Origin of the sequence: Phycicoccus duodecadis (assembly GCF_002846495.1) — a bacterium.
GTDB classification, from domain to species: Bacteria; Actinomycetota; Actinomycetes; order Actinomycetales; family Dermatophilaceae; genus Phycicoccus; species Phycicoccus duodecadis.
The window spans coordinates 1,945,407-1,957,630 of sequence record NZ_PJNE01000001.1; the positions used below are offsets into that span (position 1 = coordinate 1,945,407).

Annotated in this window: 12 protein-coding genes; 10 read left to right on the forward strand and 2 right to left on the reverse strand. The window is 76.0% G+C overall.

What is annotated here, in order from left to right:
- The first annotated feature begins 53 nt into the window (after window positions 1-53).
- The 6 genes from ATL31_RS09090 (at window position 54) to ATL31_RS09115 (ending at window position 6,348) form a co-directional block, all read left to right on the forward strand.
- Window positions 54-875 carry a glycerophosphodiester phosphodiesterase family protein gene (locus tag ATL31_RS09090; protein WP_101395485.1) on the forward strand — a complete coding sequence of 274 codons (822 nt, stop codon included), beginning with the start codon at window positions 54-56 and terminating at the stop codon, window positions 873-875.
- 11 nt (window positions 876-886) lie between these two features.
- Window positions 887-1,399 carry an ATP-binding protein gene (locus tag ATL31_RS09095; protein WP_342749465.1) on the forward strand — a complete coding sequence of 171 codons (513 nt, stop codon included), beginning with the start codon at window positions 887-889 and terminating at the stop codon, window positions 1,397-1,399.
- A 257-nt stretch (window positions 1,400-1,656) separates the two neighbouring features.
- Window positions 1,657-3,111, forward strand: a complete 1,455-nt coding sequence (locus ATL31_RS09100; protein WP_101395486.1) for an HNH endonuclease signature motif containing protein — start codon at window positions 1,657-1,659, stop codon at window positions 3,109-3,111.
- A gap of 53 nt (window positions 3,112-3,164) precedes the next feature.
- A complete protein-coding gene (locus ATL31_RS09105; protein WP_101395487.1) occupies window positions 3,165-4,052 on the forward strand; it encodes a DUF5926 family protein in 888 nt (295 codons plus the stop codon).
- Window positions 4,052-4,792: a glycosyltransferase gene (locus ATL31_RS09110; RefSeq protein ID WP_101395488.1), complete on the forward strand. Its 741-nt coding sequence runs from the start codon at window positions 4,052-4,054 to the stop codon at window positions 4,790-4,792. The genes ATL31_RS09105 and ATL31_RS09110 overlap by 1 nt, the downstream gene beginning before the upstream one ends.
- Window positions 4,777-6,348 carry an MptA/MptB family glycosyltransferase gene (locus ATL31_RS09115; protein WP_143598361.1) on the forward strand — a complete coding sequence of 524 codons (1,572 nt, stop codon included), beginning with the start codon at window positions 4,777-4,779 and terminating at the stop codon, window positions 6,346-6,348. Before ATL31_RS09110 ends, ATL31_RS09115 begins: the two co-directional genes overlap by 16 nt.
- On the opposite strand, the gene ATL31_RS09120 is transcribed toward ATL31_RS09115, so the two are convergent.
- Window positions 6,257-8,467: a hypothetical protein gene (locus ATL31_RS09120; RefSeq protein WP_101395490.1), complete on the reverse strand. Its 2,211-nt coding sequence runs from the start codon at window positions 8,465-8,467 to the stop codon at window positions 6,257-6,259. The two genes, ATL31_RS09115 and ATL31_RS09120, sit on opposite strands and share 92 nt — an antisense overlap.
- A 36-nt stretch (window positions 8,468-8,503) precedes the next feature.
- On the opposite strand from ATL31_RS09120, the gene ATL31_RS09125 reads away from it, so the two are divergent.
- Genes ATL31_RS09125 through pheA form a run of 4 tightly spaced genes read left to right on the forward strand, consistent with a single transcriptional unit; the run spans window position 8,504 to window position 11,681 of the window.
- Window positions 8,504-9,769, forward strand: a complete 1,266-nt coding sequence (locus ATL31_RS09125; protein ID WP_245862177.1) for a glycosyltransferase 87 family protein — start codon at window positions 8,504-8,506, stop codon at window positions 9,767-9,769.
- Window positions 9,762-10,265 (forward strand): hypothetical protein, encoded by a 504-nt coding sequence (locus ATL31_RS09130; RefSeq protein WP_143598362.1) that lies wholly within the window; start codon window positions 9,762-9,764, stop codon window positions 10,263-10,265. Before ATL31_RS09125 ends, ATL31_RS09130 begins: the two co-directional genes overlap by 8 nt.
- A 58-nt stretch (window positions 10,266-10,323) precedes the next feature.
- The gene (locus tag ATL31_RS09135) at window positions 10,324-10,749 is read left to right on the forward strand and encodes a DUF4446 family protein (protein WP_245862181.1); all 426 of its coding nucleotides are present in this window, start codon (window positions 10,324-10,326) and stop codon (window positions 10,747-10,749) included.
- Window positions 10,746-11,681: a prephenate dehydratase gene (pheA, locus tag ATL31_RS09140; protein WP_281256263.1), complete on the forward strand. Its 936-nt coding sequence runs from the start codon at window positions 10,746-10,748 to the stop codon at window positions 11,679-11,681. The genes ATL31_RS09135 and pheA overlap by 4 nt, the downstream gene beginning before the upstream one ends.
- Window positions 11,682-11,705: 24 nt before the next feature.
- Here pheA and ATL31_RS09145 read toward each other — a convergent pair whose 3' ends face one another.
- Window positions 11,706-12,194, reverse strand: a complete 489-nt coding sequence (locus ATL31_RS09145; RefSeq protein WP_101395492.1) for an META domain-containing protein — start codon at window positions 12,192-12,194, stop codon at window positions 11,706-11,708.
- Window positions 12,195-12,224 lie beyond the last annotated feature (30 nt).

Sequence of the window (12,224 nt, forward strand, 5' to 3'; positions counted from 1 at the left end):
TCGTGCGCACCTGCCCCCCGGGCGGGGCCCTCGAGGGGGAACAATGGTGGCCCGTGACTGCCGAGCCGCTCGCGAACGACCGTCCGCTCGTCATCGCCCACCGGGGGGCGAGCCACGAGGAGGCCGAGCACACGCTCCGGGCCTACCGCAAGGCGTTCGACCACGGCGCCGACGGCGTCGAGTGCGACGTGCGGCTCACCGCCGACCACCACCTCGTGTGCGTGCACGACAGCCGGATCGAGCGCACGTCCAACGGCTCGGGGCGGGTCTCGGCGCTCGAGCTGGCGCGGCTCGAGGAGTTCGACTGGGCGTCGTGGAAGCGGCTGGACCGCGGGGTCGAGGACGAGACCCCGGAGGCCGACCCCGAGCGCGGCCACCTGCTGACCCTGCGCCGCCTGCTCGACACCCTCGTCGAGAAGCGCCAGGAGGTCGTGACGCTCATCGAGACCAAGCACCCCACCCGGCACGGCGACGACGTCGAGAAGACCCTCGTGCAGGTCCTGCGCGCCTTCGACCTCGACCGCGGCGACCGGCCCGGCCTGCCGCACGTGCGGGTGATGTCGTTCTCGGCGCGCGCCCTGACCCGCGTGCACCGCCTGTCGCCCGGGGTGCCGCTGGTGCACCTGGTCGCCGACCGGCCCGCGAAGCTGGTCGACGGCACCCTGCCCGCCGACGTCGGCACGGTGGGGCTCGACATCCGGCTGGTGCGCCGCAAGCCCAAGGTGGTCGGCCGCTACCGCGAGCACGGGCACGGCGTGTTCGTCTGGACCGTCGACGACCCCGCCGACGTCGACCTGTGCGGCGAGCTCGGGGTCGACGCGGTCATCACGAACCGGCCCGGCATGGCCGTCGACCGGCTGGGGGTCACGAGGTAGGCTCGGGCCCCGTGACCTCGGAAGATGCCCGCCCGCTGACCGATCCCGTCGCGTTCGAGCTGCTCGACGACGACGACGGGCTCGAGGTGGCCGAGTCCTCCGGGCCCGGGGCCGACAGCATCATCTGCACGGTGCGCGTCCCGGCCGACTCGTCGTCGGTCACCGGGGTGCGCCACCAGATCGTGCAGGACCTCAGCGCGCGCGACCTGCCCGAGGACATCGTCGGCGAGGCCGAGATCGTCGCCTCCGAGCTGCTCACCAACGCCGTCCGGCACGCCCGACCGCTGTCCGACGGCACCATCCGGGTCCGCTGGAAGATCCGCGGCGAGGTCGTCGAGATCGAGGTCACCGACGGGGGCGGCAGCACGGTCCCCCGGCCGGCGCCGCGCACGGTGTGGCTCTCGTCGGGCCGCGGGCTGCGGATCGTGCGCTCGCTCGCCCACGAGTGGGGCGTCACCGAGGACCGCACCGGCAACGTCGTGTGGGCCACCCTGGGCGGCCCCAGCCGCCGCCGCGCCACCTGAAGCGTCCCGACTCCTCTCCACCCCGCCCCTCCCCCCGCCGGTCTTTTCGGGGTGACCCCGAAAAGACCGCGAGACAAGGGTTCGCAGGCGGGGTATGGTGGATGAACCCTTGCCTCGAGGTCGCCGGGAGCGCACGGGATGCCGCCGCGCCGTCCTCTCTGGTGGCAGCCGGAAGTCGGCCGAATCGGGTTCTGCTGTAGGCGAACACCTGTGGATGGCCGCTTGTCTTCGTACGCGTGTTCGGGTATCGTTTCGTCATGGACAGGGGGCGGCTCAGCAGGCGTATCGCGGCCGCGCGTGCGGAGGTCGCGGCGCTGGGGCGTGCGCTGGCCGAGCACGGTCGCGGGCTGGATGCCGTGGAGTGTTACGAGCTCGCCGGTGAGCTCCAAGGGGTGGTGAACGCCGCCGAGGGGGCCCAGGGTGTGGCGGCCGCGTTGGGGGCGCGGGTCGAGGTCCGGCTCTCGGGTGACGGGCCCGTCGAGCGGGTCCACCCGGTGGGGTACGTCGACCAGATGGCGCCCAGCCTCGTCGCTCTCGAAGCGGGCCTGACGGAGGGGCTGGCCGGGCGGAAGGTCCACCTCGGCGCAGCCCTCGGTGAGCGGTTCCCCCGGGTCCGTGACCGGGTCCTGGCCGGTGACGTGGCGGCCGCGACGGCCCACAAGGTGGTCGACGCGTGCGCGGGGCTGGACGTCGTGGCGTGCGGTCGGGTCGATGCCGAGGTGTCGGGACGGTTGGCCGACCTGGACCCGGCGCAGGTGACCGCGCACGTCCGCCGCGTCGCGACGCGGGTGGCGGCCGACCAGGTCGCCGCGCAGGTCGCGAAGACCCGCCGCACCCGGACGGTGGAGGTGCGGCCCGGGCCGGACGGCCTGACCGACGTGTACGCCCTCCTCCCCACCGCGACCGTGGCCGCGGCCTGGGCGGCGACCGAGCAGCTCGCCGGGGAGTACCGGCAGATCGACGACACCCTCACCCTGTCCGAGGCGCGGGCCGATGCGTTCGGGGACCTGCTCCTGCGCAACGTGACGGTCAGTGCCTCGGTCACCCTCGGGGTGCCGGTGGTCACCGACCGCCCAGCGCCCGAACCCGCAACCGTCGAGACCATCGAGGTCCCCTGGGCCGACGACGACACCGTCATCGACGCCTACACCGGGGAAGAGACCCGCTTCGGCGACCTCCCGCCGGAGGCGCAGCGGCTGTTCGAGACCACCACGATGACCGTCGACCCAGACCCGGGACCGGTGCTCATGGCCCAAGTCACGCCCGGGTTCGCCGTGTCCGGCACCCAGCTCGCGGGCCTCGGCTGGGTCGACGCCGCCACCGTCGCCAACCTGCTCAAGGTTCTCCCCCTGGACGTCACGCGGGCCGTGCTCGACGCCGAGACCGGCACGCTGGCGTCCCTGACCACCAGCGCCTACCGACCGAACAAGGCCATGCGCGACTTCGTGGCCACCCGCGACGGGACCTGCCGGATGTGGGGGTGCTTGAGACGCGCCGAGTACACCGACCTCGACCACACCAGACCCTGGCCCGAGGGCGTCACCTCACCGACCGACCTGGCATGCCTCTGCCGGCGGCACCACCGGCTGAAGCAACAAGGCCGCTGGCGACCCCGGCTCGACCCCGACGGCACCCTCACCTGGACCTCGCCCTCCGGCACGCGCCGCGTCACCGAACCCACCCACCGCATCCACCCACCGCCGTCGTTCTGAGGCCGGCGGTCACCGGCTCGGCCCGCCGCACCCCGGCCACTAGGGTGGCGCGCATGGGTAAGGCCTCCCGACGTCCGCGCGCAGAGCGCGCCTCCCGCCCCGCGCGCCCGAAGCCGGCGCCGTTCGAGCCTCGGCCGTTCCAGGGGCTCCCGAACGAGACCGACTGGGTCGCGATGCGCGAGATCCTCCCCGCCGCGACCGCCGTCGTGACCATCGCCTCCGAGCACGTGCCCGACGGCGCGCCCGCGGTCGCCACCGTCGCCACCGTGCTGCCGATGGCGTGGCCGGCGCTGCACCGCACCGACGGCACCGTGCTCGTCGGCACCCAGTCCGGCGGCACCAGCGGCGACGCGTCGCGCGACCTCGCGGCCCAGCTCCTGGCGGCGCTGGCCGCCGACCAGGGGGTGCCGATCACCGCCATCCCGCCGGTCACCGCCGACAGCCCGCGCCTGCAGGACGTGCTCGCGCCCGACAGCACCTTCGAGCTGACCCTGCACGAGGGCTTCGACTTCTGGGTCGACGACCAGGAGCTCGAGGGCGACGCCAAGGAGTCCCTCGAGCGGGCCAACGCCTCCATCGTCCCCACCGTCGCCCTGACCGCCCTGCCCTCGGCCTACTGGGTGCGCATCGGCGAGCGGGCCCACATCCGCCTCGTCCTGCCCGACGACGAGGACCCCGCCACCGACGCCCTGGCCCGCCTGCACGCCGCCGGCGACGACGGGCTCGGCGAGGGCACCCGCCTGCTCGGGGCCTTCCGCACCAGCGGCCTGCTCGTCCCGGTCTGGGACCTCGACCCCACCCTCGAGGCCGCTGACCACGAGGACGCGCTCGCCGCCTGGGGCACCCGCTACGCCGCGGCCCTGGCCGCCCCCGAGCCCCTCACCGCCGACGAGCGCCGCGCTCGGGCGGGGCTGCTGAGCCGCCAGGTCACGCTCCGCTGATGGGCGCGCCGGCGGCCACGGTCGCGGCCGTCGTCCCGTGCAAGGACGAGGCCGACCGCATCGGCGAGACCGTCGCGGCCGTCCTGGGCCTGCCCGAGGTGGGGCGGGTCGTGGTGGTCGACGACGGGAGCACCGACGACACGGCCACGGTCGCCGCCGCGGCGGGGGCCGAGGTCGTCCGCCACGCTCGCAACCGCGGGAAGGCCGCGGCCCTCGAGACCGGCATCCGGCACGTGCGCGAGCTCGAGCGGGGCGAGGTGGCCCGCGACCCCGCCGCCCGGCCGGCCGCGCTGCTGTTCGTCGACGGCGACCTGCGCTCCACCGCCGCCAACCTCGGGGTCCTGGTCGGCCCGGTACTGGCCGGCGAGGCCTCGATGACCGTCGCCACCCTGCCGGCCCAGATCACCGCCGGGGGCGGGCGCGGCCTGGTCGTGGGCCTGGCGCGCCGCGGCATCCAGCGCCTCACCGGCTTCCGGGCGGTGCAGCCCCTCTCGGGGATGCGGTGCCTCTCACCCGCCGCCGTGGCCGCGGCCAGCCCCCTTGCCCGCGGCTGGGGCGTCGAGACCGCCATGACCGTCGACGTCCTGCGGGCCGGCCTCACCGTGCTCGAGGTGCCGTGCGAGCTCCAGCACCGGGTGAGCGGCTCCGACTGGCGCGGCCAGCTGCACCGCGCCGAGCAGTACCGCGACGTGTGGCTCGCCCTCGTCCGGCGCGGCTGGCGACCGTGGCAGCGGGGCTGAGCCGGCCCGTGCGCACCGGGGGGTGCGGGGGGCGCGGGGAGCACGGGCGGCGCGGGCTGCTCGCCGCGTCCGTCGTCCTGCTGCTCCTCGTGGGCCTCAGCCGCGCCAACGCCGCCCAGCCCGACCTGCTCCCCCGAGGCTGGGCCCCCGGCCCGCTGCTGCCGGTCACCCTCGACCCGGCCGTCGTCACCGGCGTCCTCTGGGGCGCCTACCTCCTGGGGGCGGCCGCCGTGCTGCTCGGCCTGCGCCGCCGCGTCCGGCCCCTGCGCGACTGGCGGGTGCCGGGGCTGCTGGCCGTGGCCGCGCTGCTCACCGCCCCCTTCGGCTCAGCCGACCACATCAGCTACGTCGCGTACGGCCGCATCCTGGTCGGCGGCGGGGACCCGTGGGTCGAGTCGCCGATCTCCTGGGCCGGGGGCACCGACCCCGTCACCAGCCGCGTCGAGGCCCCCTGGACCGAGGAGCCGAGCATCTACGGACCGGCGGCGACCCTCCTGCACGGCCTGTCGGCGTGGGCCGGGGGGCCGTCGCTGCGCCAGGAGGTCTGGGTCTGGCAGCTGCTCGTCGTCCTCGCCTGGCTCGCCACCCGGTGGGCGCTGCGGGCCGCCCTCCCCCCGGAGCAGCACGGCCGCGTCGACGTCGCCTGGACCCTCAACCCGCTCGTCCTCGGCCTCGGGGTGCTGGGAGCGCACGTCGACGTCGTGGCCACGGCCTTCGTCGTGGTGGCCGTGGCCGTGGCCGTGCGCTCCGCCGGCCCCCGCGGCGCCGCCCTGGCCGGCGCCCTGCTCGGCCTCGGTGCCGCCACCAAGATCACCTACGGGGTGGGCCTCGTGGCCCTGGCCGCCGCCTGCTGGCTGACCCGCGGCGACGACCCGGGCGGCCGCAGCGCCCGGCGCCGCATCCGCGGGATGCTGGCGGGCTTCGTCGTCGTCATGGCCGCGCTCCAGGTCTGGGCCGGACCCCACGTCTACGACCAGCTGCTGCGTTCGCGCCAGGCCGTCTCGCTCGCCACGCCCTGGCGCCTGCTCCTCGAGACCCTGCGCCCGGTGCTCGGCAACGGCGGCACCCGCGTGCTGATCTCGGTCGGGGCCGCCCTGCTGGCCGTCGTCCTCGCCGCCCTGCTGCTGCGGGCGTCCCGCCCCGCCGGGCCCGACGAGACCCTCCGGGCCGGACGGCTCGCCCCCACCGCGCTGTGGCTGCTGACCGGGCTCCAGCTCGCCTACGTCCTGGTCGCGCCCTACTCGCTGCCCTGGTACGACGTGCTGGTCTGGGCGGCGCTGCCCGGGGTGGCCGGCGCGGTGCCGGCCGTCGTCGACCTGGCCGCGGTGGCCCGCACCACGGTGGCCGCCCTGGCCTACGTCCCCGGCCGGGTGCTGGGGATGACCCCCGGCGTCGAGGCGCTGACCCTGGGGTTCCGGCGCGCGGTGGCGCCGTGGCTGGTGCTGACCCTCTGGGTCGCCGTGCTCAGCGTGCTCGGCGGGCGCGGCGCCCGGCCCGCGTGGGGGCGACGGCCCGCGCCTCCCCGAGCACGAACGCCACGACCACCGACACGATGAGGGGTGCCGCGAGGCTGGCCCCCACCGCCGGGATCGACACCCCGGAGTCGTTGACCAGGAAGCCGATGGTCAGCATCATCACCAGCGCGACCAGGCCCGGGCGCAGGGTCGGCGCCGTGGCGGACCAGCGCGACAGCCTCCGCGAGCCCCACGACGTCGGGCGCGCCAGCAGCACGATCGCCACCAGCAGAGCCAGCGGCACCAGGAGGTTCAGCGGCAGGTCGGCCGTCAGCAGGTCGTAGTTCTGCTGCGCCTTGCGCACCACGATGTCGTCGGCGGTCCCGTCGAGCATCGCCTGCACGAAGCGCCCCAGGTGGCTGCGCGCGGCCGGGGCCCGGAGCCAGTCGAGCCCCGCGACCACGAGGAACAGGCCGACCACCCCGGCCACGACGAGCGCACCGCGCTTCCAGGTGAGCCGGATGCCCAGCACGGCCAGCACGAGGTAGACGACGGCCGGCACCAGGGCCGGCGGCCCACCGCCGTCGGCGCCCCAGAACGGTGCGCCGTCGACGACCACCGCGAAGGCGCCGAGGACGCCCACCGCCACCGCCGCGGCCGTGCGCGCGCCGCGCGCCACCAGCACCGACGACACGGCGGTGGCGAGCAGGACGGTCGCCGTGCCGTAGAGCCCGAAGGTGGGGTTGCCCATCCCGTAGAACCGCCCGCCCACCACCGGCTGCAGCCCCATCAGCGACGACAGCTGGAGCCGGCTGCCGGTCATGACGTCGACGCTGAGCACCGCGATGGTCACCGCCGACACGAACGCCAACGGCCCGAGGGGGCGGTGCCCCCAGGGCCCGCGCAGGGCGACGGTGCTGATCACGGCCGCGAACACCAGCACGGCCGCCACCACCGACACCATCTCGACGGGGAAGCGCCACCACGGCGTGAGGTTGGCCAGGAACGTCGACACCGGGATGCTCGCGGCCACCACCGCGAAGGTCCGGACCCGGCCGAGGAGGCGGATGCGGCCCTCATCCGACCCGAGGCGGCGCGTCCAGACCACGAGCGCGAGCAGGTAGACCACCAGCTGGCCGTACGAGAACACCTGGAAGAACGGCTCGACCAGGTCGTGCACGTCGTGGCTGGACTCGTCGAGGTCGCGCAGCGTCTGGAGCCGCTCCCGGGCCCGCCGCTCGGAGTTGTCGGGCGCGGGGTCCGACCGCAACGGGGACCCCTGGATGGCGTCGGGCACCGCGACGCCGACGCCCGCGAGGACGGTGGCGGTCAGGTCGGAGGTCTGGGCCAGCCCGAGCTGGCGCGTCGAGCCCGACCGCAGCATCCCGGGGCCGAAGTGCGGCCCGCGCGCCACCACCATGCGCAAGCGCTCCGAACGCCCCGCGTCGCCCAGGCTCGCCACCACGAAGTCGGCGCCGTTGGGGCCCGCGGCGATGACCGCCCCGATGCGGGCGTCGATGTCGCGCACCTGCTGCGCCCGCGACCCGCTGGGCGCCTCGCCCGCGGTCTGGGCGCCCGGGTCGCGCACCACCCCCACGTCGACCAGCGTGACGGGGCAGGCGTTGAGGTCGACCAGCAGGTCCTCGGGCGCGAGCTCGCTCCACTGCTGGAGGCGGCCGTCGGGCAGGGCGCCCCCGGCCGCGGCGTAGGGCCCGAGCGAGCGGACGCAGAGCCCGGCGTCGGTGACCTGCCGGGCCAGCAGCCCCAGGCGGGAGTCGAACCGCTCGTCGCGCGCGGCCCGCAGGTAGGCCGGCCACTGGGCGACCCGCCCGTCGACGACGCTCGGCGGTCCGGGGCACGCGCGGTCGGCGGGGTCCGCGGCGCTGCCGGGGCGCGGGGCGGCGGCCCGACCACCGGCCGACACGCCCAGCCACCCGTCGACGGGGCAGGTGTCGGCGTACACCGAGCGCACCGACAGGGCGGCCGAGGAACCGTCCCGCAGCAGCAGCCAGAGGTTCGGCGTGCGCTGCTCGTCGACGTCGGACCAGCGGAGCCCGGCGGTGCCGATGAGCACCACCGCGCCCATCCGGTCGTCGGCGGCGGTCGAGGACCGCGCCCCGGACGCGCCCGGGGTGGCCGGCGACGCCCCGGCCACCGCGGCCGCGAGCCCCGCGAGCGAGACGACGAGGGCCAGGGCGACGGCCAGGGCTCTGCGGGTCACGCCGGACAGGGTACGTGGCGAGGTGACAATGGTCCTGTGAGCACCCCGACCCGACCCGTGCACCGGAGGCTGCTCCGGTACCGCTGGCCGCTCGCGGTGCTGGTCATCGCCCTGGCAGCGGCGCCGACCGCCCTGCGCTACCTCGTGTTCTGGCCGTTGGACCAGTGGCAGGTCGACGTCCAGGTCTACCGCGACGCCGGTGTCTCGGTGCTCACCGGCCGCCCGGTCTACGCCACGCTCACCGAGGCCCCGCAGCTGCTGCCGTTCACCTACCCCCCGTTCGCGGCGCTGCTCTCGATCCCGCTGGCCCTGGTGCCGTTCGGCGTCGTCGGCTGGCTCTGGACCGCCCTCCAGGTCATCGCCACGGTCGCCATCACCTGGTACGCCGCCCACCGCCTCCTGTGGCGCACCGGGCCGTGGTGGCCGCTGGCCCTGGCGGTGCTGTCGGCGCCGATGCTCTGGCTGCATCCGGTCGGCGACGGCATCCGCTTCGGGCAGGTCAACGCCCTCATCGTGCTGGCCTGCCTCGTCGACCTGCGCGAGCCCCGGCCGCGCCTGGCCCGCTGGCTGCCGCCGGGCGCCTTCGTCGGGCTGGCCATGGCCGTCAAGCTGACGCCCGGGGTGTTCGTCATCCACTACCTGGTCACCCGGCGCTGGCGCGAGGCGGCCACCGCCGTCGCCACCGCGGCGCTGGTCACGATCGGGTCGGCGCTGGTACTGCCCCAGGCCTCGGTCGCGTTCTGGCTGGGGGCCCTCCAGGACAGCGACCGGCTGGGCCCCAACGCCGGGACAGCGAACCAGTCGATGCGGGGGTTCCTGCTGCGGATGGGTCTCGACGGCACCGCCGGCGGCGTGCTCTGGCTGGTGCTAGTGGCGGTCGTCGGCGTCCTCGGCTTCGGCCTGGCCCGCCGGCTCGACCGCCGCGGCGACACCGTCGCCGTGGTGGCCGTGGTCGGGCTGCTGGCCTGCCTGCTCTCGCCGGTCGCCTGGGTGCACCACTACCACTGGGTCGTCGTCGTGGTGTTCGCGCTGCTGGGTCCCGATCCGTGGCGCGACCGGCGGCGGCTGTGGGCCGGGGCGGCCGTCACGGTGTTCTTCACGATGCGCCTGCCGTGGTGGGGGATCGACTGGCTGGCGCAGCGCGACTGGCCCGAGTGGCCGGGCCGCATCCTGCAGAACGCCGACGTCTTCGGCGGCCTGGCCTGCCTGCTCCTGCTCTGGTGGGCCACGCGGGTCCCGGACGCCGCCCCCGAGCGGGCCGCCGTCGAGCCCGCCGCCCGGCCGGCGGTGGCGGATGCCTGACGAGGTGCACCCACCCCCGACGGCGCCGGGCACCGAGGTCGAGGTGCGCTCGCGCAGCGGGGTCGAGCTCGTGGTCGTGGCCGAGCGGGTGGGGCTGCCGTTCCGGGTGCGCCCCATGGCGCTGTCGGTCGTGACCGTGGTCCTCGTCATGGCGGTGCTGCTGGCCGTCACCCACGCCCGCGGCCCGGGCCCCGACCTCGGGGCGCTCCAGATCCTGGTCGACCTCGCGTTCGTGCTGGGGGTCTTCCTGGTCCACCGGGCCACCGCGGTGGTGCAGCGGTTCGCGGTGCGGGAGTGGTCGAGCGGCTGGAAGGTGGGGGTCGTCGCGCCGGACAGTGGCCGCGCGCCGCGGGGGCAGTGGGTGCTGCTCTCCGAGCGGCTGCCGGCCGGGGTCGACCCGCGCGACCGCCTCGACGAGCTGGTGGCCGAGGTGCGCTCGGGGGCCTTCGACGCCAACGTGAGGGTGCGCGGCATCCGGACGTCGCTGCGCCGCTGAGCGGCCACCGCCCCTGGACGTGCCCGCCCGCGACCGCGTCCGGCCCTAGCCTGATGCCGTGTACCCGCATCCGCTCGAGCTCCTCATCCTCCTGGTGCCCCTGGTCCTCGGGGTCGCCCTCGTGGCCGGTCTCGTGACGCTGCTGCGGCGCAGCGCCGACACCCGGCGGCGCCTGACCGCGCTCGAGAACCACCGGCCCGCCGGCGACGCCGACCTGGCCGCGCTGCGGGCCGACGTCGCGCAGGCCCTGCGCCACGTCGCGGTGGTGCGCTACGACGCCTTCGCCGACATGGGCGGGCGGCTCAGCTTCAGCGTCGCGGTCGTCGACGACGCCGGCGACGGCCTCGTCATCAGCGCGATCCACGCCCGGGGCGAGTCGCGCACCTACGCCAAGGGCGTCGTGGGCGGCGCCTCCGACGCCACCCTCAGCCCGGAGGAGCAGCAGGCCCTGGCCGCGGCTCGGACGGGGAAGGAGCAGCCGTGAGCACCCGTTTCGGGTACCTGGGTCCGGAGGGGACCTTCACCTCGATGGCCCTCGACCAGTGGGCCCCGGCCGACGGCGCCGAGCGGGTCGCGTACGGCTCGGTGGACGCCGCCCTGGCGGCGCTGCGGGCCGGTGAGGTCGACGGCGCCATGGTCCCCATCGAGAACTCCGTCGAGGGCGGGGTGTCGGCCACCCTCGACGCCCTCGCCAGCGGCGAGCCCCTGCTGGTCACCGGCGAGGTGGTCGTGCCCATCACCTTCGTGCTCGCGGCGCCGGCCGGGGTGAGCACCGCCGACGTCCGGGCGGTGGGCACGCACTCGCACGCCTGGGCCCAGGTCCGGGGCTGGATGGCGGCCACCCTGCCGGACGCGGTCTACGTGCCGACGCTGTCGACGGCCGCGGCCGCCGCCGCGCTGGCCGCCGCCCCCACCGAGCAGGGGTTCCAGGCCGCGGTGTGCGCCCCGGCGGCCGCGCCGCTGCACGGGCTCGAGGTGCTGGCCTCCGACATCGGCGACATGCAGGCCGCGGTCACCCGCTTCGTGCTGGTGGCCCGCCCGGGGTCCCTGCCCGCACCCAGCGGCGCCGACAAGACCACCGTCGTGCTCTACCAGCGCGAGGACCACGCCGGAGGCCTGCTCGAGCTGCTCGACCAGTTCGCGGCCCGCGGCATCAACATGACCCGGCTCGAGTCGCGCCCGACCAAGGCCTCGATGGGCTCGTACTGCTTCTCGGTCGACGTCGAGGGACACGTGCGGGACGAGCGGCTCGGGGAGGCCCTGATGGGGCTGCGGCGGATCTGCGCCGAGGTGCGCTTCCTCGGCTCCTACGCGCGGGCCGACGGCCGCGCCGCCACCGTGGGGCCCCGGGCCAGCGACGCCGACTTCACCGCGGCCCGCGACTGGCTGGGGCGCATCCGCGAAGGTGGCTCCTGACTTGGCGTTCCGAGCCGGGCGTTCCTAGCCGGTCGCCGGTGTCGTGCGCTCGAACCCGAGCCAGTAGCGCTCGCCGGGGCCCCAGTGCAGCGCCAGGGTCGGGCCGGCGTGCTCGAGGCGCGGCCGCGCCGTCAGCATGGCCACGACCCAGTCCTCCTGCGCGGTGACGCCCGCGTCGAGACAGGCCATCTCGGTCGTCATGAGCCCGCCGCCGACGAGCACCAGGCGCGAGTCGCGCACGGCCACCGTGGCGCCGGCGGAGTTGCACCCGGTGCGCACCGCGAGCCGGTCACCCTCGACGGTGAGGACCACCGGCGCGACCAGCCGGGCGGGGGTGGTGGTGTCGTTGACGGCGGTCCAGGTGCCGGCCAGGTCCGCCAGTGACCCGACCCGCTGCTGGTCGCCCCCCAGCGTGCTGCGGTCACGCGCCCCCACCCACGCGACGGCGCCGGCGGCGAGCACCAGGACGAGGGCGGCCAGCAGGCTCACGGTGACGACGGCGCGGCGGGGCATACCGCTCGGACGCGGGCCGACGGGTGCGGG